This is a genomic window from Anaerococcus faecalis (genome assembly GCF_013371425.1).
Classification (GTDB): Bacteria; Bacillota; Clostridia; order Tissierellales; family Peptoniphilaceae; genus Anaerococcus; species Anaerococcus porci.
Map to the genome: position 1 here is coordinate 1 of NZ_JABVBA010000012.1, position 22526 is coordinate 22526.

General features: G+C 31.2%; 18 protein-coding genes and 1 riboswitch. Of the genes, 2 read left to right on the forward strand and 16 right to left on the reverse strand.

Annotation, left to right across the window (positions count from 1 at the left end; genetic code table 11):
- Nucleotides 1-351: 351 nt before the first annotated feature.
- From HV819_RS09925 to HV819_RS09975, 11 genes are all read right to left on the reverse strand, one after another.
- Nucleotides 352-1389 carry an enoyl-CoA hydratase/isomerase family protein gene (locus HV819_RS09925; RefSeq protein WP_176270106.1) on the reverse strand — a complete coding sequence of 346 codons (1038 nt, stop codon included), beginning with the start codon at nucleotides 1387-1389 and terminating at the stop codon, nucleotides 352-354.
- Between the two features lie 272 nt (nucleotides 1390-1661).
- Nucleotides 1662-2522, reverse strand: coding sequence for a MurR/RpiR family transcriptional regulator (locus HV819_RS11760; RefSeq protein WP_328700387.1), 861 nt, complete (start codon nucleotides 2520-2522; stop codon nucleotides 1662-1664).
- Nucleotides 2515-3408 (reverse strand): ROK family protein, encoded by an 894-nt coding sequence (locus HV819_RS09935; RefSeq protein WP_154540635.1) that lies wholly within the window; start codon nucleotides 3406-3408, stop codon nucleotides 2515-2517. The genes HV819_RS11760 and HV819_RS09935 overlap by 8 nt, the downstream gene beginning before the upstream one ends.
- 67 nt (nucleotides 3409-3475) lie before the next feature.
- Nucleotides 3476-3925 carry a YhcH/YjgK/YiaL family protein gene (locus HV819_RS09940; protein WP_154540633.1) on the reverse strand — a complete coding sequence of 150 codons (450 nt, stop codon included), beginning with the start codon at nucleotides 3923-3925 and terminating at the stop codon, nucleotides 3476-3478.
- 13 nt (nucleotides 3926-3938) lie between these two features.
- A complete protein-coding gene (locus HV819_RS09945; RefSeq protein WP_176270107.1) occupies nucleotides 3939-5447 on the reverse strand; it encodes a sodium:solute symporter in 1509 nt (502 codons plus the stop codon).
- 11 nt (nucleotides 5448-5458) lie between these two features.
- The gene (locus HV819_RS09950) at nucleotides 5459-6379 is read right to left on the reverse strand and encodes a dihydrodipicolinate synthase family protein (RefSeq protein WP_176270108.1); all 921 of its coding nucleotides are present in this window, start codon (nucleotides 6377-6379) and stop codon (nucleotides 5459-5461) included.
- Between the two features lie 15 nt (nucleotides 6380-6394).
- On the reverse strand, nucleotides 6395-7093 hold the full coding sequence (locus tag HV819_RS09955; protein WP_176270109.1) for an N-acetylmannosamine-6-phosphate 2-epimerase: 699 nt from the start codon (nucleotides 7091-7093) through the stop codon (nucleotides 6395-6397).
- 240 nt (nucleotides 7094-7333) lie between these two features.
- Entirely contained in the window at nucleotides 7334-8542 is a 1209-nt protein-coding gene (locus HV819_RS09960; RefSeq protein ID WP_176270110.1) for a MalY/PatB family protein, read from the reverse strand.
- Complete coding sequence (locus tag HV819_RS09965) at nucleotides 8532-9932, reverse strand: APC family permease (protein WP_176270111.1); 1401 nt, start codon at nucleotides 9930-9932, stop codon at nucleotides 8532-8534. Before HV819_RS09965 ends, HV819_RS09960 begins: the two co-directional genes overlap by 11 nt.
- A gap of 302 nt (nucleotides 9933-10234) precedes the next feature.
- The gene (locus HV819_RS09970; protein WP_154540621.1) at nucleotides 10235-11506 is read right to left on the reverse strand and encodes an amidohydrolase family protein; all 1272 of its coding nucleotides are present in this window, start codon (nucleotides 11504-11506) and stop codon (nucleotides 10235-10237) included.
- Nucleotides 11507-11514: 8 nt separating this feature from the next.
- A complete protein-coding gene (locus HV819_RS09975; protein ID WP_176270112.1) occupies nucleotides 11515-12936 on the reverse strand; it encodes an NCS2 family permease in 1422 nt (473 codons plus the stop codon).
- Nucleotides 12937-12988: 52 nt separating this feature from the next.
- Nucleotides 12989-13086, reverse strand: a riboswitch (purine riboswitch).
- 197 nt (nucleotides 13087-13283) lie between these two features.
- On the opposite strand from HV819_RS09975, the gene HV819_RS09980 reads away from it, so the two are divergent.
- Complete coding sequence (locus HV819_RS09980) at nucleotides 13284-14081, forward strand: tryptophan-rich sensory protein (protein WP_176270113.1); 798 nt, start codon at nucleotides 13284-13286, stop codon at nucleotides 14079-14081.
- Between the two features lie 102 nt (nucleotides 14082-14183).
- Here HV819_RS09980 and HV819_RS09985 read toward each other — a convergent pair whose 3' ends face one another.
- From HV819_RS09985 to deoC, 4 genes are read right to left on the reverse strand one after another with little or no spacing between them, the layout of a single operon-like run.
- Entirely contained in the window at nucleotides 14184-15485 is a 1302-nt protein-coding gene (locus HV819_RS09985; protein WP_154540615.1) for a pyrimidine-nucleoside phosphorylase, read from the reverse strand.
- 9 nt (nucleotides 15486-15494) lie between these two features.
- Nucleotides 15495-16697, reverse strand: coding sequence for a NupC/NupG family nucleoside CNT transporter (locus tag HV819_RS09990; protein ID WP_176270114.1), 1203 nt, complete (start codon nucleotides 16695-16697; stop codon nucleotides 15495-15497).
- 4 nt (nucleotides 16698-16701) lie between these two features.
- The gene (locus HV819_RS09995; RefSeq protein ID WP_216629243.1) at nucleotides 16702-17886 is read right to left on the reverse strand and encodes a phosphopentomutase; all 1185 of its coding nucleotides are present in this window, start codon (nucleotides 17884-17886) and stop codon (nucleotides 16702-16704) included.
- 11 nt (nucleotides 17887-17897) lie between these two features.
- Nucleotides 17898-18548, reverse strand: coding sequence for a deoxyribose-phosphate aldolase (deoC, locus tag HV819_RS10000; RefSeq protein WP_176270115.1), 651 nt, complete (start codon nucleotides 18546-18548; stop codon nucleotides 17898-17900).
- Nucleotides 18549-18762: 214 nt separating this feature from the next.
- Between deoC and HV819_RS10005 the strand changes: the two genes are divergently transcribed.
- The gene (locus HV819_RS10005; RefSeq protein ID WP_154540612.1) at nucleotides 18763-19539 is read left to right on the forward strand and encodes a DeoR/GlpR family DNA-binding transcription regulator; all 777 of its coding nucleotides are present in this window, start codon (nucleotides 18763-18765) and stop codon (nucleotides 19537-19539) included.
- Nucleotides 19540-19802: 263 nt separating this feature from the next.
- Here the strand turns inward: HV819_RS10005 and HV819_RS10010 are convergent, their stop codons facing one another.
- Nucleotides 19803-22523, reverse strand: coding sequence for a lamin tail domain-containing protein (locus HV819_RS10010; RefSeq protein WP_176270116.1), 2721 nt, complete (start codon nucleotides 22521-22523; stop codon nucleotides 19803-19805).
- Nucleotides 22524-22526: the final 3 nt, after the last annotated feature.

The window sequence follows — 22526 nt, forward strand, 5'->3', positions numbered from 1 at the left end:
CTGGAAATTTTCATGAAAATTTGACAGTTTATTCAGTTCGTATAAAATTAAAATAAGCTCCATCCTATAGGAATGGACAGATATTGATACATAAAAAATTGTATCAACCCTTACCCATTGATCAGGATTTAGGTTGATACACAAAACTATTTACAGACCCTTTCCTTTTTATATTTTTACTATAAATTAATCTTTAGTGATTCTGAAATTTATGAAACTATTAATACATCTAAAAGAATATTTTAATTTCAGGGTAATGAATAAAATCTTGGCTGTTAAATATTTGTAATAAATCCAATCCTAACGAATTTCTATTAAAAAGGATATACAATCGCATATCCCCCCCAATTTTCATTCAATTATCAAAAGCTCTTTTACCTCACTATCATCAATATCTAAGAGGCTTTTGCTTGGCCAGTTTGGTTTATCTTCTTTGTCTATTATTTGAATTCTTATTCCTTCTTGGATATAAGCTTTTTTTATAGCATAGTTTATTATTTTTAAATCTAGGTCATAAGTTTCTTCTTGACTTATTTCTTTTCCTAGAAAATATTTTTCAAATTGTACCTTTAACATAAATGGTGAGCACTTTTTTATATTTTCAAGTGTCTTTTTGGCAAAGTCATTATCTTGATTTTCCTCAAGTTCTTTTATTATCTCTTCAATACTTTCTTTTTTAAAGTATTTTTCTATTTTTTCTTTATTTTTGTCATTTTCAGTTTCCTTAAGCTCTTTTGCATATTTTGATGCTTCTTTTTTAAATTCTTCTAAAAGTTTCTCAGCTTCATATTTTTCTGAAATTTCAAATAGTTTTTCTATTAGACTCTCATAAGAATTTTTATCTATTAATATATGGGCTATATTATATTTAACTAAGTCATCCGGAAAAAGCCTTGCTCCTGTAAGTCCTACGTACTGTCCTAATGCTTGAGGTAGTTTTGAAATGTGTTTTCCTACTCCTACATCTGGAACAAATCCTAATCTTGTTTCTGGCATAGCCCAATTTACTGTTTGATCGGTTATTATAAAGTCTGAGTTTATTGTAAGTCCTACTCCACCACCCATAGTTACTCCAAACCAATGGCTTATAATTGGTTTTTTGTAGTTTATAACATACTTGTCAAGGTCAAACTCTTCTACAAAGAACCTATCCTTATCATAAAGCTCTTTATCTATAATATCTTCATAGATTTCTTTTAGATCTCCACCAGCTGAAAATCCTTTTTCTACTTTTGAGTCAAATAATATGGCTTTTATATTATCATTATTCTCCCATTTTTCCATGGTGTTTTTTATATCTTTCACCATTTTTTTATCTAATGCATTTAATTTTTCTGCTTTATCTAAGTAGATTATGCCTATCTTATTTTTTATTTTTTCTATTATCATAAATTCTCCTTTTTATTAAGATATTTGATTTATAAAAAAAGTCAATATTTTTTTGATAATTCTTATCAATATTTATTTTAAAGAATTTATGAAATTTTAATAATTAAGATTTTAGTTGGTAGCTAAAGTTAGGATATAACTTTCTAATTTTCCTATAAGTTTATAATTTTCTAGGAATAATTAAAACTTTTGCAATCTTTCCTTTATACTTATTTTACCAATTTAACATTGTAAAATACCAAATAATATTATTGATAAGCTAGTTGTATTATTTATAGGTCATTTTCTTCTTTTTCTATCTTTATATTTAAAGCTCTTAATGTATCATCATGTAATTTTTCTTTTTTGTTTTTGTCTTCTTTTACAAAATATGAATAAATCAAATCTACCATTACTGATATTGGAAACTGAGGACTTATAACGTTACCATGGTTTAGGTGAATTAGAGATGGAACAAGTATTACCTCATCACAATAATTCTTATATGCTTTTTTATTTTGAGATGTTATAAGAACTGTTTTTGCATTTTTCTTGTGGGCTTCAAACAAGTAATATAGTACTTCTTCAGTATTTCCGCTTATACTAAGACCTATAGCTAGAGAGTTTTCATTATGAAAGATTGATCTCATTTTCATCTGGTCTGAGTCTGTAATAGAGTCAATATTTACACCTATTCTCATAAATCTAAGTTCCATTTCATTTGCAGCAAGTCCTGATGAGCCTTTTCCACAAACAAAGACTTTTTCTACTGTATTTAAATAATTGATTATTCTTTTTATTTGATTTTCATCAACTAAACTATAAGTTTTGTTTAATAGTTCCTGGTATGTGTTTAGTACTTGACTTATATTTCCTGTTACATCTTGTTCTTTTTCTACAAAGTCTTCTAAATATTGATAAATGAATTCTCTATATCCTCTAAAACCACATTTTTGAGAAAATCTTGATAGAGACGCTTGTGATACAAACAGTTTATCAGCGAGATCTTTGGATGAAAATTTTTGCTTTTTGTTGTTATGTATGAAAAAATCTGCTATATTTTTTTCAACATCTGTAAAGTTATCATAGTTTGATTCTATTATTTCAACTACTGATTTTATATAGTATCCTATAGCATCCTCCTTGCTATTGATTTATCCTCTTGAAATTATAGTAAGCTCCTAACATTCCCGCACTATTTTTATGTTTTGCAAATTTTAAGCTAAGATGTTTGTATAGTTGCTTTCCAAGATGCTTGGATAGACTAGAGTTTATTCTTTCTTTAAGATAGCCTTCTTGAGCCATGATTCCACCACCAAGTACAACCGTATCTGGATTTAGAACATAGCAAATATTCGAAATTCCTAAAGCAAGCATGTCACACATTTCATCTATTGCTTTTATACAAATTTCATCATTATTCTTTGCAGCTTCAAATACTTTCTTCCCATCCCAATCTTTAGGATTTTCATTTTTTCTTTTAGCAACTTTTTCAACAAGTGCCTTTGCAGAAGCATAATTCTCAAAAGTATCATCTTTTACTTTCATGTATCCTACTTCACAAGCAGAGCCTGATACGCCATGCAGTACTTTACCATTTATTATAGCACAACCGCCTATTCCAGTCCCTATTGTTAAGATTAAGGCTATTTTACTTTTCATGCAGGCTCCTGATTCATATTCAGCAATCCCTGCACAATTAACATCATTTTCTACTTGGCACTCTAATGCAAATTTATCCATTATTGTTTGTTTAAAGTTTATACCAGTATAATTTGGTATAAGTTCTGATGCATGATATATCTCACCTTTTTTGGTATCAACAACACCTGCTGTCGAAATCGAAACTCCTTCTATTTCTTCTTTGCATATTTTTTCTAAGTAAGTCTTTATAATTACTAAAACTTTTTTTAAAATATTTACTCCACCTTTATAGGCCTCAGTTTCTATCTCATTTTTTTCTAAAATATTGCTATTTTCATCAATTATTCCATATTTTATGGCTGTTCCGCCTATATCTATACTAATATATTTTTTCATGATACTTCCTACTTTTTATAATTAAAGAGGCATATGTTAAAAAAAACATCTTGCCTCTTTAATTATATTATATTTTTATTTTAAAAATTGCTTTTTTTATTTTTTGAGCTTTTTTATAAGCTATGGCTGTCATGTGCCCATCATTTGGAAAACAGATTAGAAAATCTTCATTGTTTAATATTACGAAGGAATTATTATCTCCTTCTAAAGCTTGATAATCATCTTTTTTAACATATTCTCCAAGTTCTAAATTAGATATAAAGTTTAAATCAATTTGCTCACACCCATCAAGCATAAGGTGTAAATCTAGGTAGTCTTTATGAGCTTCCCAAAAGCTATCTTCCTTATTTTTTGTTTCATATTCAACTATATTTACAAATAATCTGTCACCATCAATTTGATAACTTCCTTTTTCAAAAGTTTTTAAATCATTGTTTTTGGCATAGTCAAAGCATTCTAGTATTTTATTTTCTAAAAATGAATATTCTTTTAGATTTTTAATATTTCCAAATATCATATTTTCTCCCAATCTATTTATATATGGTTGTTTCTTTTGGTGGACTAATTTTGTCTCCTTTTATTTTGTTATAGACTATTGATCCTATAATTCCAACTATTAGTGAAACTACTATTGAAATTATTGAATAAGACCAGAAGGAAATTTTTGCTGGATCTACAAAGTATTTTATATATACCATAACACAACTTGCTGCAATAAAGGCCAAGCTTGCCCCAAATTTATTTGCTATTTTTGTAAATGCACCTAATATAAATGTTCCAACCAATATACCTAGGACAAGGCCCATAAAACCATTAAACCATTCATAAGCTGATTTTATATTACCATTTGCAAGAACCATAGAAACGATTATAGCAAAGATACCCACTATTAGTGATACTCTTTGTCCAATTTTAGTTTGTTTTTCAAAACTTAAGTCTTTTTTACTTATATTGGATTGAACATCTAAAGTCCAACTTGAAGCAACTGAGTTAAGTCCTGTTGAAAGTGTTGATTGGGCTGCTGCATAGATAGCTGCAAGTAAAACTCCTGTAAATCCTACTGGAAGTTCAAATGCAATCCATGATGCATAGATTTGGTCTTGTTGTGCTGCAGGTGGTAGTGGATTTCCTTGTGTTTGATAGAAAACATATAAACCTGTACCTATAAGGTAGAAAACAGTTGCAATAAATATGGATAGACAACCATTAGCTATCATCATCTTATTTAATTGTTTTGTGTCTGTTGTTGTAGTAAACCTTTGTACTATATCTTGACTTGAAACATATGAACCTACTGTATTTAAACCTGCACCGAAAATTAATAAGAATATACTATCTCTGAATATATTCGCATCAAATATTGGTTGATCTACTGCTAAGAACTTATGATTATTTATAAGCTCATCTGCTATAGCTGAAAATCCTCCATCAATATTACATAATAGATAGATTAAACCAAAAGTTACACCAAGTAGTAATACTGAACCTTGTATAAAATCTGTCCATAATACTGATTTAAGTCCACCAGTATAAGAATAGATTATAGCTATAATTCCCATTATAATAATAAGTATATTAACATTAATGCCTATAAGTTTTGAAAGCACCATACATGGTAGATACATTATAATTGACATACGTCCTACTTGATAGATTATAAACATTAGTGCACCAAGTATTCTCAAACCTTTGCTATCAAATCTTAGTTCAAGATATTGATAAGCTGTATCTATATCAAGCTTGCTATAAATAGGCAAGAAAAATCTAATAGTAAATGGAATTGCTATCAACATACCTAGTTGAGCAAACCACATTATCCATGTTCCAGCATATGAGTTACCTGGAAGTGATAAGAAGGAAATAGGACTTAAAAGTGTTGCAAATATAGATACTGATGTTACCCACCATGGAATTGTACCATCACCTTTAAAGTATTCTTTGCCCTTCATCTCTTTTTTTGAGAAATGAAGGCCAGCAAATAATACCACCGCTAAATATACTATTAATATAATTAGATCAATTTTAGTAAATCCTTGCATATTATCATCCTTTAATCAATATATTTGTCTCTTGCTTTATTTATCATCTCAGCAGCTTCTTTTGCTATAGACATATCATCTTCAATAAGTCCAGATAGAGGTTTTCTTACACTTCCTATATCTAGATTTTCATTAATCCTAAGTATCTCTTTAATTACTGCATACATATTTCCATGAGCTGAACACATTTTGTAGATTATTTCATCTACATCATATTGGATATCCCTTGCCTTATCTAAATCTTTATTCTTTAAACATTCATCCATTTTTAAGAATAGTTCAGGCATAGCTCCATATGTACCCCCGATAGCTCCCTCTGCTCCTATAATTCTACCTGATATAAACTGTTCATCTGGACCATTGAAAATTACATAATCATCTCCTGCTTTTTGTTTAAACATTTGAATATCTTGAACTGGCATAGATGAATTCTTTACACCAATAACATTAGGATTTTTTCTCATTTCAGTAAAAAGTGCATCTGTTAAGGCCACACCAGCAAGTTGCGGTATATTATAGATTACAAAATCTGTGTTCTTTGCGGCAGATGAAATATCATTCCAATATTCTGCTATTGAATATTCTGGTAGTCTAAAATAAATTGGTGGTATAGCTGCTATAGCATCTACTCCTAAGCTTTCTGCATGTGCTGCAAGTTCCATTGAATCTTTTGTATTATTACAAGCAACATGAGCTATAACTGTAAGTTTATCCTTAGCCTCTTTCATTACATTTTCAAGAACCGTTTTCTTATCTTCTACACTTTGGTATATACATTCTCCTGAAGATCCATTTACATACACACCCTTAACTTTCTTATCTATAAAATATTTAGTTAATTCTCTTACTCTTTCTGGACTAATTTCACCCTCATCATCATAACATGCATAAAATGCTGGTATAACACCCTTATACTTATCTAAATTTCTCATCATATCCCCCTTATATTATTTTTTATTAATTTCATCTACAAACGCTTTTGTTATTACTTGTGGTCTTGTAATAATAGATCCTACTACTACACTAAAGCATCCAAGTTCAATTACTCTTCTAGCCTTCATAGGAGTATTAATATTGCCCTCAGCTATAACTTCATGTTTTACATTTGCTATAATTTTCCTAATTATTTCAAAATCATTATTTTCTATTTTGTCACCTTTTGATTGGTCTGTATATCCAACTAAAGTTGTTCCTATAAAGTCAAAACCAAGCTTGTCTGCCCTTATAGCTTCATCAACTGTAGAGCAATCCGCCATAAACAGTTGATTTGGATATTTTTTCTTAACTTCTGTGAAAAACTCTTCTATACCAATTCCACCTGGTCTTAAATTCTCTGTTGAATCCATAGCTATAATTTCAACACCACTTTCAACCAAACTATCAACTTCATCCATAGTAGGTGTTATGTATATTTTAGAATCAGCATAGTCTTTTTTAATAATTCCAATTATAGGCAAATCTACTTCTTTTTGTATTTCTTTTATATCTGCACAAGTGTTTGCCCTAATTCCACTAGCTCCTCCAACTTTTGCAGCCCTAGCCATTCTTCCCATTATAAAAGATGAATGTAGGGGTTCACCTGGAAGTGCTTGACATGATACTATTAAATTATTTCTAATAGAATCTATTTTTTCTCCATAGGTCATGTTAGCCTCCTTACTGATTAAAGTATATACTTCTTTGAATTTTATTTCAAGATTTAGCTTAATTTAGAAATTAATTTTATTAATTCGAACAAAATGATATCATTTTCCTGTTTTCCCTTATTTTTTCTTGTTTTTTCTGAAATTAAGTCCAAAATTTAATATTTTTTAATTACCTAGAAACAATAAAAAAACTCAAAGTTTTTTAGAGAATTTAAAACTTTGAGTTTTTCTATACTTTACTTATTTAATTACATATTCTTTAAGTCTACTAAAAGCTTCAACTACCTTATAATAAGGCAAAGCAAGATTCATTCTTATAGCATATTTTCCATTAAATGGTCTGCCGTCCTGCCATGCTACACCGACATCCCAACCTTTTTTAAGAATTTCTCCTACATTAACATTGTGTTCTTTGCAATAATCTCTGAAATCTAGAAAAAGCATGTAGGTTCCCTCTGGTTTTGATAAGTTGACTCCTCTAAAGTTTTCCTTAATGAATTCATAAGCATAGTTTACATTTTTTGATATAGTTTCACATAATTCATCAACCCACTCTTGACCAGTCTTACTATAGGCTCCTATCAAAGCATGCATAGATAAGACATTCATATCATTGTAGTGTGAAAGTGAAGATTCTTTATCCACCCTATTTCTTATATATTCATTGTAGATTATATGGTATGAGCCAACAAGGCCTGCAAGGTTAAAAGTCTTGCTTGGAGCATAAAGGGCAACTGTATTTTCATGAGCATAATCTGAAACTTCTTGAGTTGGGGTTTGTTTTGCTCCATTAACAAGGATATCCGACCAAATTTCATCTGATACTATCTTTACATTGTGTTTTTCAAATATAGCTACTGCTTTTTTGAGTTCTTCTTTAGTCCATACCCTACCTGTTGGATTGTGAGGATTACACATAATAGTTGCAACTATTTTTTCTTCTACAATCTTTTTTTCCATATCTTCATAATTCATAACCCATCTTCCATTTTCATCTTTAATGAGCTCGGAATGAACAATATTGTAACCATTGTTTACTAAGGACATAGTAAAACCAATATAAGTTGGGGAATGAACTAGAACCTTATCTCCTTTTGAACAAAATACATTTAGAGCAGAAATAACACCACCTAAAACTCCATTTTCATATCCTATATGCTCTTTTTTAATATTCTCAATACCTTTTCTATCCTTATGCCAATTTATGATAGAGTTATAATATTGCTTAGATGGAGCAAAATACCCAAAAGCGGGATGCTTTACTCTTTCAATAATTGCATCTTGAATAGAAGGAGCTGTAGCAAAATTCATATCAGCAACCCACATAGGAATTGCATCAAATCCTTCTTTTGGAAGATCAGGACTCATATTAGGTATTGTTCCAAGTCCATCAACAGCCATAGCGTCTTTTCCATGTCTTTCAAGCATTTCATCAAATTTAAATTTCATAATTTCCTCCTAATGTATTTTCAGCTTCTAAGGCTTTTTTAACTACCTCTCTTTTATTTTCTTCTAATTTTTCTTTACTTACTGCACCTTGTTTTAATCTTAACCAAGACAAGAAGAACATAAGCGCTAGCATAATAACAGCTATTATAGTATCTCTAAGATTTAAATCTTTAAATAAATTAAAGGCTACAATACCAGCACATATAGCACCTAAAACACAGCATATATTATAAAAGGTGTGATTTATTTTTATACTTCTATTAGCCCATTGCTTAGGATATTTCTTAGGTATAGTCAAACAACCTAAATTCATATAAATATTCATTATCATTGTAGGAATCATTACCAATGATACAGCAGCATCTAGAGTCATACCAGTTAATATAGGTATTACTGAAACCAAATAGAATACTGAGTATACCAGAATTGGATATCCATTTTTAGATTTCATTTTAAACATCTCTGGTAACCATCCATCCTCAGCTATATGTATTAGTGGATATCTTACCATCGCAAGTCCACCCAATAAAGATGATGCTATAGCACCAATTCCACCACCTACTACAAAAAATAAAAACAATCCTTTGGGTAATATTGCTTCTGCAGTTACACTTAAATTTTGTCCTGCTATTTTAGCATATGGCAATACTCCACCTGCAACATATGCCATCAATCCATAAACTAAAGATAAAATTACAGTTATTATAATAATACCCTCAGTAATAGTTCTTTTAGGATTTTTAGTTACAGCCGCCATAGATACTGGTGCCATAGTTGTACCCTGGCAAGCCCATCCCATTACTGCAATTGCACTTATAAATCCGCTAAATCCCCCTCTAAAAAATCCACCATCATAATTTGGATCAAAATATTTAGTGAAATGAACTTGTGGAACACCAAAAATAATAAACATAATTAAAGATGCTATTAGTACAATTGTAACAGCATTTTCAAGGAGAGTAATAAACCTTGACCCACCTACCGTTGATAGAAAAAACACTGTTATTATCACAAATGAAACTAACTTATAGTAATTTTTGACATCTGGCCATAAAACACTTAAATAATCAGTTATAGCTATTGCATAGCTTGACATTGCAAACCCATTAATCACTGTAATAAATGCAGCAACACCAGAAAAAGTCGGATTAAATAACATCGTTTTCATACTGTAGTCACCACCTTCTAAAATAAAAATAGAAGGCATAACTAAATGGAACCAATATGCTAATAACATAAAGAAACAGCCTATCATAACTACTGGTAAAATTGACCTGCCCGAATATTGGATACCGAATCCTAATAGAACAAATATACCTGTACCAATTGCCCCTCCTAGTCCTAGTCCTACAATATTCCATAAGTTAAGCTTTTTTACATGTTCACTCATAAGACCTCCTTAATATAGTGTTTAAATAGTTAAACATCTTAACTATTTAAAGTATAATTTATGATATCGTTTTTGTCAAATTAATTTTTTACATAAAAAAGGACTATTGCAGAATGAATTAGTCGTTCCAAAATCATTACAAGTTCCCCACAACAATTTGACCTACTTAAGCGTTAGCTATTTCAAATTGTCTATGAGTAACTTGTAATGATAGAACATTAGAAATTCATAATTTTGCAACAGTCCTTATAAGAACTTTTAATATTATCTATTTGTTATATCAAAACAAAATAAATTTTTCTTTAAAATAATCTTTCCCCTCTTACAAACTTAGAAACTACATCTCTATCTTCAGAAATATATATTATCCTTTCAAGTCTTTGTCTGAGTGTGAGTTCATCTTCTTCTAATAAATAGGAATCATCTATTACTATAGCATCAAATTCGTAGTCTTTTTCAAAAGAACCTACTTTTCCAAAGAATTCTCCCCCTCCTAATGTTGCCATATAGAAGGCTTCTTCTATACTTAGGGGTTTTATACTTTCATCAACTAGTCTATATCTTAATTTTGAAACTTTTATGGCATCTGCCATAGCCTTAAATATTGATGAATGAACTCCTCCTGCTATATCTGAACCAAGTCCTATTTTTTGACCGTTTCTTAGATATTTCCCTGCTGGAGCTATACCTGATGTTAGGTTGGTATTTGAATCAGGGCAGTGGGCTATAAAGACACCATTGTCTTTCATTAGTTTTTGTTCTTTGTCATTTGAATAAACACAATGGGCCATTATTGTTTTATTTTCCTTGCCAAAAAGATCAAAAAGTTCGTAAGCTTCACCATAGAAGTCTGATTTAGGTACTAGGTCTTTTACCCAGTCTATCTCACCCAAGTTTTCTGATAGGTGAGATTGGATTGGAAGTTTATATTCATTTTTAACTTTTCTTAATTTATTCAAAAGCTCATCACTACAAGATGGGATAAATCTTGGAGTAATAATAGGGTAGGTGTTTTTATATTTTCCTTTTATTTTATCAAGCCAAGATATAGTCGTTTTTATTGACTCATCAGCATCTTTTTCTTCCAATTCAGCTCCACCATTTCTATCCATATTGACCTTTCCTATAAAGGAAACAAGACCTGACTCTTCCATCATATCCATTAGGATAATAGTTGGATCAAGATGAAGAGTTGCAAAAATTGCAAATCTTGTATTAGGTCCTCTTCTTATATAGTCTACAAATCTCTTATAGGATCTTTTAGCATAAGATAGGTCTTTAAATTTTGCCTCAGCTTTAAAGGTATAGGTGTTTAACCAATCTAATAATTCTAAATCAAGTCCCATACCCCTAAAATTGTATTGAGGGGCATGGATATGGAGATCAACTAGACCTGGCATTATTATCTTATCTTCGAAATCAATTATTTCATAATTTATAAATTCTTCAGGAATCCTATTATATACTCCTTGGCTTTTACCATCTTTTACAACTAGGTAAGAAGCTTCGTAAAAATTTATTTCATTTTCATTTTTGCTATAGATTATATTTCCTTTTAGGATAAATTTGTTCATATTTTCTCCTAACCGAGTGTTATAAAGGCATACCTAAAAGCGAAGGTTAGTGCTATTATTAAGGTAAGTGGTTTTATTTCTTTAGCTTGTCCTGTAAAAGCCTTAACTATGCAATAGATTATTAAACCTATGGCTATACCATTTGCTATAGAGTAGGTAAATGGCATAAACACTATTGTACAAAATGCTGGTAAAGCATTTGTAACATCAGCAAAGTCAACTTCTTTTATTCCAGCAAGCATAAGTACTCCAACAAATATCAAGGCTGGAGCTGTAGCTTGAGCTGGAATAATTGATATTATTGGGACAAAGATTATTGATAGTAAGAAGAGTAAGGCTGTAGTTAAGGAAGTAAGTCCTGTTCTACCACCTGCAGCAATACCTGCTGATGATTCTACTACTGTTGTAACTGTACTTGTTCCAACCAAAGCTCCTGCTGCTGTTGATATTGCATCACTCATAAGAGCTTGTTTAAGATTTATAACTTCACCATTTTTATCTACTAAACCAGATTGTTTAGCTGCTGCAAGTAGAGTTCCAAGTGAATCAAACATATTTACTAAAGAAAAGCTTAAAACAAGCATGGTTACAGTAAATATGGAAGACCATAAATTTGGACCTTGGAAAAGACCTGCAAAATCAAGGTTGAAAAATGACACTTCAAAAAAGTCACTAAGCTTTGGACCTATATTTAAGCTAAGGTTTGAAATCTTTGTAAGTCCCATTGGAATACCAATTATAGTTGATGATATTATTGATATAAGGATTGCTCCTTTTACATTTTTATATGTAAGGATTGCTATAATGCAAAGTCCTATAAGGGCAAGAACTGCTCCTAGAATCATCTCAATATTACCATCTGCTCCTCTCCAATTGGCAAAGTCAATTAGAGAAACAAGAGTTGCATCATTTTTTACGACAAGACCTGCATTTTTAAGACCAATTATAGTTATAAATAATCCTATACCAGGCGTCATTGCAAGTTTAATTGAATCAGGTATAGCCCTTATTATTGCCTCTCTTATACCTAGGGCAGTAATTACTATAAATAAAATACCTGATATAAATACTATGACTAAGGCTTGAGGGTAACTATATCCCATGCCAAGCATAGTAGTATAGGCGAAAAATGCTGACAGTCCCATACCTGGGGCTTGTGCAAAAGGTAGTTTAGCATAAAAAGCTACAAGAATTGTACCAATAAAGGCACCTAAACATGTTCCTATAAAAACACCATTTGAAATTTTTTCAGCCATTTGGCCATCTCCCATAATCTCAAAAGGGCTTGATAGAACCTGTGGGTTAATGATCAAAACATATGCAATAGTAATAAATGTTGTGATACCAGCGATAACTTCTGTCTTTACATTAGTATTATTTTCATCAAGATGAAAAAACCTACTTAGAAAACCATTTGTTTTTGAGTCCATACGGATCCTCCTTCATAATATTTTTCTAACTTAAGTAGTTAAGATATAAATTGATTTACATCAACTAAAGAATAGCCACTTATTTACGGTAAGTTGTAGAGACTCTCATCCAGATTATGAGATTATATTACTTTAGTAAAAACATATCAAAGCCGGCTTTTATGATAACGTTTTTATTATTATAACATTTTGCTTCTTCCTAGTCAATAATTTTATATCAAATATTTCATGTGATATATCATCGAATATATAAGAATATTTTATTACAATAGGTAAGATTTTGGGTAAACATATTACAATAATTATAAAGTTTATATTTTTGATTTATGAAAAATAAGGAGAATAAAATGAAGAAAAAATTTAAAAATAGAACCTATATTATAGCTTGGATTAGTTTTCTCTTAATTATAATGCTAAATTATATGGCATATATGGGGATTTTGTTTAAATACAGTCAAATAGAAACCTCAAATATGTATACAAACCTCCTTTCACCACCATCATTTGTTTTTTCAATATGGGTTGTAATATATATTGGTATGATCTTATTCTTAATCATGCCATTGGGTAAAAAGTTATCAATGTCAGATGATGAATTTTATTATGATAAACTCATACCTATTTTTATAGGATCTTCTATTTGTAATGTTTTGTGGACTATAACTTGGAATAATGATTTGATTATGCCAGCACTTATAGCCATAATGGCTTATACTGTTACCCTTGTTCACTTGGTTAAAGCAATTGATAGAAATAAAAAATTTAGTGAAAAATACAAAATCTTTGTCACCATTCCTTCAGGACTTCATGCAGGTTGGCTTTTATTTTCAACATTTACCAATGTCATCACCATTTTAGTAAAAGAAGGAAACAATCCATTTGGAATATTTGGACTTTTTATAACATTAGTATTACTGATAATCTCTTGGACACTTATATTTTACGTCTATAAAGAAAATCCAAATATAGGACTTGTAATACCACTGATATGGGCACTTTTTGGACTTGTTATAAAGCATAAACCAGGTTCAAGCTTTTCAAATCCAAGTCTTGTGGTACTTTTTCTATCAATAATACTATTAATCCTATCTGTAATATGTGTATATATGTTAAAAAGAAACAAACAATTTGTTAAATTCTTCTAAGTTTTTTAAGATTTTTATACATATCCAACTATAAAATTAAACTGAACTTCCTATCCAGATTATGAATTAGGAGGTTCAGTTATAGTAACCATAAATTTCTTATTATTCTAATATTTCTTCAACTATTGGAATTGGTTCAACTTTTTTGTCTGTATAGGTGAATGTATCATAGAAGCTTTCAATCCATTCATCTGTAAGTTCTTTATCATGATATACTGTGCAAAGTAGATCACCTTTTTCTACCTTATCACCTTTTTTGACCTTCATTTCAAGTCCTACTGCATAATTTATTTTATCTTCTTTTCTCTCACGTCCTCCACCTAGCTTCATTGATAGGATTCCAAGGTTCATGGAGTGAATATGGTCAAGATATCCTGCCTCTTTTGATTTCATTTCAGTTTTATATTTTGCTTGTGGAAGTAGACTTGTATCTTCAATTTGTGCAACATTTCCACCTTGATATTCTACCATTTTCTTAAGTTGGTCAAAAGCCCTTCCTGAAGATATAGCTTCTTCTAGAAGTTTTCTTGCGTCTACTTTATTATTTGCTTTTCCAGCTTGGATTAACATAATTTCTCCTGCTACCATTACAAGTTCTGTAAAGTCTTTTGGTCCTTCACCTTTTACTGTTTCTACAGCTTCTCTTACCTCTAGGGCATTTCCTATAGTATTTCCTAAAGGTTGGTTCATATCTGTAATCATAGCCCTTGTGTCACGACCTAGTTTTTTTCCTATGGATATCATTGCACTTGCTAGTTTTTTGGCATCTTCAATGGTGTGCATGAAAGCACCTTCACCATATTTTACATCAAGTAGAATTGTATCTGATCCAGATGCTAGTTTTTTACTCATTATCGATGATGCTATTAGTGGTATAGAATCAACTGTTGCTGTAACATCTCTTAGAGCATAAAGTTTTTTGTCAGCTGGAACTAACTCTCCTGTTTGACCAATTATCGCAAGACCTATATCTCTAACTTGTTTTTTGAACTCTTTTTCTGTTAGAAATACATTAAATCCTTCGATTGATTCAAGTTTATCGAGTGTTCCACCAGTATGTCCTAATCCCCTACCACTCATTTTAGCAAGTTTTAAGCCACAGGCTGAAACTATAGCTCCAAGAGCTATTGATGTTTTATCTCCCACCCCACCTGTTGAGTGTTTGTCAGATTTTACTCCTTCGATATCTGATAAATCCATTACATCTCCAGATTTCATCATAGCTTCTGCAAGTTTAGCAGTTTCATGGCTAGTCATTCCATTTAAGACTATGGCCATAAGAAGGGCTGATGTTTGGTAATCAGGAATACTATCATCTGTAACTCCATCTATCCAATATTGGATTTCAGCATCTGTTAATTCTTCTTTATTTTTCTTTTTTTCAATTATATCTACTATTCTCATATTATCCTCCTAAAATAGCATCCATATTCCAACTATCATTGCTGATAGTAAGCTTACACAAAATCCTCCAATCATCGCCTTAACTGCAAGTTTGGCAAGGGTTGGTCTTTTTTCCGGACAAAGTACCGATATACCTGATATACAAATTCCTATTGATGATACATTAGCAAATCCTGCAAGAGATATTGCAAGCATAAGTCCTGTTCTAGGACTCATTGATGCAAGCTCTGGAGCAAGTTTACCAAAAGCTACAAATTCATTAAGTATAAGTTTAGAGCCTAAAAGTTCTCCTGCTTTGAATATTTCACTCCCTTCTAGTCCCATTAAATATCCTATTGGTGCAAAAAGATATGATAAAACCAATTCAAATGATATGCCAAATATTCCAAGTATACCATTTAAAAGGGCAACTATAGATATGATTGCTATAAGTGATGCACCTATAGCCATCGCCATATTCATACCGTCCATAGCTCCTGCTGAAAGGGCATCTAATACATTCTCATTATTACCCTTATTATCCATCTTAATCTCGCCTAATTCTTTAACTTCTTCGGTTTGTGGACATATAATTTTGGATATTATAATTGAGCCTACTGGAACAAGAGTTGATGCTATAAGTAAGGACTCCATTGGAATCCCAAGAGCAGTGTATCCCGCTATAATTGATACTGACATAGAACCCATTCCTGATACTAGAACAAGCATAACTTCTGAATCCGTCATCATCTTTAGGTATTTAGCAACCAAAATTGGTGAATCTGTTTGACCTAAAAACATATTCGCTACCGCTACAAATGATTCCACTTCACTTGTTTTAAATATTTTTCCTATAAGCCAACCTATCTTTGAAACTACAAAGCCTAAAACTCCTGTGTAGTATAAAACTGCAACTAGGGCTGATATAAAAATAATGTTTGTTAGGGTTTGAAAAGCAAAAATCATACCAGTTGGAGCTGTTGGATTTCCCAACGAGCCAAACACAAAACCTATACCCTCAGAACCATATGAAAGAACCCTTTCGACTGCCTTTGATACAGCCGCTATTGCCGCTCTTCCTGCAGGAAGTTTTATCAAAAGTCCTGCCAGAAAAAATTGAACTACTATTGCAAGTCCTATAGTTTTAAAGTTTACTGCCTTTCTATTAATAGATATAAGCCACATTATTCCTAAAACTACTAGGATTCCTATTATATTTAATATTAATTTCATAATATCACCTATCTTTTATTTCCTTATAAAAGCTTTTTCCTTCCGTATTTGCCTTTATTTCAAATATATCTGCTATTGTCTGTGATATATCTGCAAATGTTTTTCTTATGCCTAAATTCATTCCTTTTCTTATGCTTTTCCCATAGGCAAGCATTGGAACATATTCTCTAGAGTGATCTGTAGATGGAGTTGAAGGATCACATCCATGATCTGCTGTAATTATTACTATATCATTATCCCTTAACTTTTTAAGCATAACTCCAAGCTTTTGGTCAAACTCTGTCATGGCATTGGCATAGCCGTCAACATCATTTCTATGACCATAAATCATATCAAAATCAACTAAATTAACAAAGCATAAGCCTTTAAATTTCTTATCCATAAGCTTTATTGTTATATCCATTCCTTCGTTATTATCTTTCATAGGATAGTGTTCTTTTATGGATTCTCCTGCAAAAATATCATAAATCTTTCCTACACCGATTGAATCATAGCCATTTTTCAAAAGTTCATCCATAATTGTAGTGCCTTGTGGCTTTAGAGAAAAGTCGTGTCTGTTTCTAGTTCTTTCAAATGAGCCAAGCTCTCCTACAAAAGGTCTTGCTATAACTCTTCCTACTGCCATATCTCCAATAAGCATTTCTCTTGCAATCTTGCAATATTCATATAGCTTTTCTAAAGGAACTACATCTTCATGAGCTGCTATTTGAAATACTGAGTCAGCCGATGTATAAACTATAAGTGCTCCTGTTTCTAGATGTTCTTTACCATAATCTTCTATAACCTTTGTACCAGAGTAAGGTTTATTACAAAGAATCTTTCTTCCAGTTCTTTTTGAAAATTCATATAAGAAATCTTTTGGGAAACCATTTGGAAAAGTTGGAAATGGAGCTTCTGATATAATTCCTGCCATCTCCCAGTGACCTATAGTTGTATCTTTTCCATTTGAAGCCTCTTTCATTTTAGCAAAAGATCCTATAGGATTTTCCATCTTTTCTATAAAATCAATCCCATCTATATTAAAAAGACCTAATTTTTTAAGATTTGGCGTCTTGAATTTTGGACTTTGACAGATAGCTTTGAGGGTATTTGAACCCTCATCCCCATAATTTTTACTATCAGGCATCTCACCTATTCCAAATGAATCCAATACTATTAAAAATATCCTTTTATCTACCATATTTTCCATCTACTTCCTAATTAATGTTTATTTGTTAACATTTTTACAGCTGAAGATGTTCCTATTCTTTCACACCCTGCTTCTATGAAAGCTATAAGGTCATCTTTAGTTTTTACTCCACCTGCTGCTTTTATTTTCACATTTTCTCCAATATGTTCTTTAAATAGAAGAATATCTTCCATTCTTGCTCCATCTGTCCCAAAACCAGTACTTGTCTTAATATAATCAGCACCAGCATTTGTTACAGCCTCACACATGGCAATTTTTTCATTCTTACTAAGATAACATGTTTCTATAATAACCTTGAGAACCTTATCACCGCAGGCCTTTTTAATCTCCCTAATTTCATCTTCTACTTTCTTATAGTTTCCATTTTTAACATCTGAGATATTAACTACCATATCAATCTCATTGGCACCATCAATAATTGCCTCTCTAGTTTCAACAATTTTAGATTTTGTCGAATTATATCCTAGAGGAAATCCTATAACTGTGCAGATATTTAGGCTAGGGTAGTTTTCCTTGATTCTTTTTATATATGTTTGAGGAACACATACTGATGCTGTTTCATATTCTACTGCTTCATCACAAAGCAACTTGATAGAATCCCATGTTGAATATGCTTTAAGTAAGGTATGATCAATGTGCTTTAATATTTCTTTATTATCCATATTTACTCCTTTAAATCTTGCAAATATTTTTCAAAATACACGTGTAGTTTTTTATCTACTTATATTTTAACATGATTTGGTAATTTGTCAACATTATTTTGTTGTATTTTTATAAAATGTTGTTATTTTACCTTATATTTTTTGCTTGTTTCGAAGATTTCCAACATATTTATATAAATTATGATACAATAAATGTAAGCGAAAGGGTTTAATTATGAGTAAAAAAGAAGATAGAAGAAATAAGATAATTTCGATAATTAAAGAAAATAATGGAGCCTCAGTAAAGGAACTTGCTACAAAGCTTGATGTCTCTGATATGACTATAAGACGTGATATTAGAATATTAGAAGAGCAAAATATAGTAGAAACTTTCCATGGAGCCATTGTTTACAATTCAAAAATTGATAATCCTATAAATGAAGACAAGTACAGCCTTGACTCCCATTTATTAATTAAGGACAGGGAAAAATTTCTTATCGGACAAAAAGCTGCTTCTATGATAAAAGAAGATGATATAATAATCATAGATACGGGTACAACAACAGAAAAGCTAAGCCAAGCCATGGATGATATAAAATGTACTGCCCTAGTTTTCTCATCAAATAACCTTATCAATCTCTTATTTAAGAAAAATATCGACTTGATTATAGGAGGTGGAAACTTACATAGGGATTCAGGTATGATGGAATCAAACCAAAGTATAGAAATGATGAAAAATATTAGGGCATCTAAGTTATTCCTATCAGCAGCAGGAGTTCACAAAGATTTAGGAATTACTTGTGAGAATTCCTATGAATTAAACAGCAAAAAAATAATAATAAGAAACTCTCTAGAAGTAATACTTTTAGCTGATTCATCAAAGTTTGGAGCAGTAAAATCAACCCACTTTGCAGACTTATCTGAAATTGATACTATAATAAGTGATAAAAATCTAAGCGATGAATGGCAAGATTACCTAAAGGAGATGGATATCAAGTTAATTTTGGTATAAAAATTGGCTCTTTTAAGAGATTATCTTAAAAGAGCCATATCTTTATTTTTCTAAAAGTTTTTCTATATTTTTACTTAGTCTATCAAGTTGTCTAATCATTATATAGTTTTGTAAAACTATACCTTGGATTCCACCTTTTGAATCAATGGAATTATTATAAAAAATTTCTAAGTCTTCTTTGTTTAAGTCTTCAAGACCATAGTCTTTTAAAACTTGTTCGAATACTTTATCATTATTTTTTACCCAAATAAGGAAGATTTTTATTATTTTCTCTTTTTTAATAGTCCAAGTCCTAATATTGAGCCAAGTCCTGTAAGAATGATACTTGATAAAGAAGTAACTCCTGTTTTTGGTGCTTTGTTATCACTTGTTGAAGAAGATTTTTTAATCTTTTTAGCACTTTGTTTTCTTGAAGCTGTTGGAGATTCTTTTTCTTCTTTTTTGTTTTTTGAATCTGATTCTTTTTTATCGTCTTTTTTAGAATCTGAATCAGGGTCTATTTTACTTTTTTCATCTTTAGATTCTTCTGTTTTATTCTTATCATCTTTTGGCTCTTCACTAGAGTTTTCATATATTGGATTTTCTTCTTTTTCGTCTGCTATATCTATTTTTTCAAGTCCTAAGTCACTCATATAAGCCTTGTTTAAAGAAGCTAGTCTTATAGCTTCTTTGTTTGTTCCATCCATAAAGTATAGAACATCTCTTGTGTCTTTTTCACTTGATGGAAGAATTACAAAACCTTCGTTGTTAAGTCTTTTATTCATCTCACTTGGAGCAGATACATTTATAACTTTTGGCTTATCTGTTCCATCAAATTGGATAGCTGTGTGGATGTTGTCAAATCCGTCATCTGCTAGAGCCCAAAGTATGTCATTTTCTCTATCATAGTCAAGTCCCATAACTCCACCAAGGTTAGTTGAAAGCTCATTTATAACTTTAGCGCTTCCATCATCTTGAAGAATTAGGGCATAGATATTTCCATTTGCCTCAAGTCCTACGAAAAATACTCCATCTTGGTAGGCGTTTTTATAGTCATTTTTATCAAATGTTTTATTTAAAGATTGGTCAAATAGTCTCTTGTTGATGTGGTCAAATCCAACCCACTCAATTGTTTCAATTCCAAGGTTCGCCTCAACATCTGGTAGGATATTTGTAATATCCCATTCCTTATCTGCAACAAACTTATCTTTTTTATCAAATGGATTTTGAACTTGTAAAATCATATTTTTATTTACGTTCTTATCTCCATTGTCTCTTTCAACTGCAAGATAGATAAATCCATCCTTATCTACTGTTATTCCTTCAGAATCTGGACCTTCAGCTTCTGGATTGTCCTTATCTTTTATGAAAGCTACACTCTTACCCTTGTTGGTAAAGCCTGGAGCAAGTTTTATTTCTCCATTTTCAAGTTTAAAGATTAAGAAGCGCCTTTCTTTATTATTTACTCCATAAATCCACTCGCCATCTTGATCAATTCCTGATAAGTCTGTTAGGTCAAATACAGTCTCATTGTCAAGGATTTTAATATCACCATTTCCAGGAAAGTTTGCTGTTTCAATATCTATAGTTTTTGGAGTAAAAGCTGTGTTTTTTCTTCCCTTACTTGGATTTGTATCTGTAAATTGTCCAAATCCGTCTTTAAGTCTTCCATAAGTTCCTGGTGCATGACTTGTCCATGCGAACTTATCAACTAGATTTCCATCTTTATCATATAGGTTTACTTCATCATTTGAACCAAGGCCAAAGTCAAAGTCTACCCCTTCTTCAAATACGAAAAATCCTAAAGGTTCAATTATTGTTCCTTCTTTTAGTGGGCTTTTTTCGTGGTCTGGGTCATTGTCTAGAATGTACCATCCTGAAATGTCTACTGGATTATCAGAAATATTATAGATTTCTGCATAATCTTTTCCGCCACCTTCTGCTGATGATTCAACCTCATTAATTACAACAGGTTTTTCATCTTTCATCTTTTCTTCATCAATATTATTAGAATATCCCTTAGAAGCTTCACTATCAACAAAGTCTCCCTTGCCATCTTCACCTCTTGCAAGAACACCTTCAGCATGTCCATCCCAAGCAAAAGAATCTATAAGTTCTTTGTCTTTGTTAAATAGGTTAACTTGGTCATTTTTTCCAAGTCCAAAGGAGAAATGTATACCATTTTCAAAAACAAAAAATCCCTTAGCTTTTATAACAGACCCATCAGGAAGTACTTCATGCTCTCTTGTTAGATTATCATCTAGGATAAAGTATCCTGAAATGTCCTTATCTTCATCAGAATCATTGTAAATTTCAACATAGTCAGGGCCATCATTTGGGTCACTTGATTCAATTTCATTAATCTTTATTGATGAATCAGCTTCTTTTATTTCTGTATCGTCTTCTTTATTATTTGGAGCATTTTTAGAAACTTCTCCATCTACAAATTCTCCCACTCCATCAGGATATCTTCCGTAAGAGCCAAATGGATGTGAATCCCATGAGAACTTATCTCTTATATTTCCATCCTTGTCGTATAAAACAACTTGGTCGTTTTTACCAAGACCAAAAGAAAAGTCCTTGCCATTTTCAAGGGTGTGGAAATTTTTACTTTCTATAAAGGTTCCTTCCTTTATTCTTTCAATTTCCCTATCTTCTTTATCATCTTTTATATACCAACCAGAAATATCTTTTCTCTCATCTGCATTGTTATAAAGTTCAACATAATCTTGCTCTGTGTCTACCTCATTTATAACAACGTCAGATTCTTCATTTACTTCGGAATTTTCTGACTCATGAACATTTATATCTGTTGAAACTTCAGTCTTTGTATCAGTTTGTCCAGCATAAGTCGAAATCTCTTTAGCTTCTGTTAAACTTACCTCTTCAATACTTTCTTCTATTTTTATATCTTCATCTAGATTTACAGCTTCATCTGCCTTAGCATTTGAAGGTAGGCTTAAGATAAAACTTGCTGATAGTGCCAATAATAATGTTTTTTTCATTTA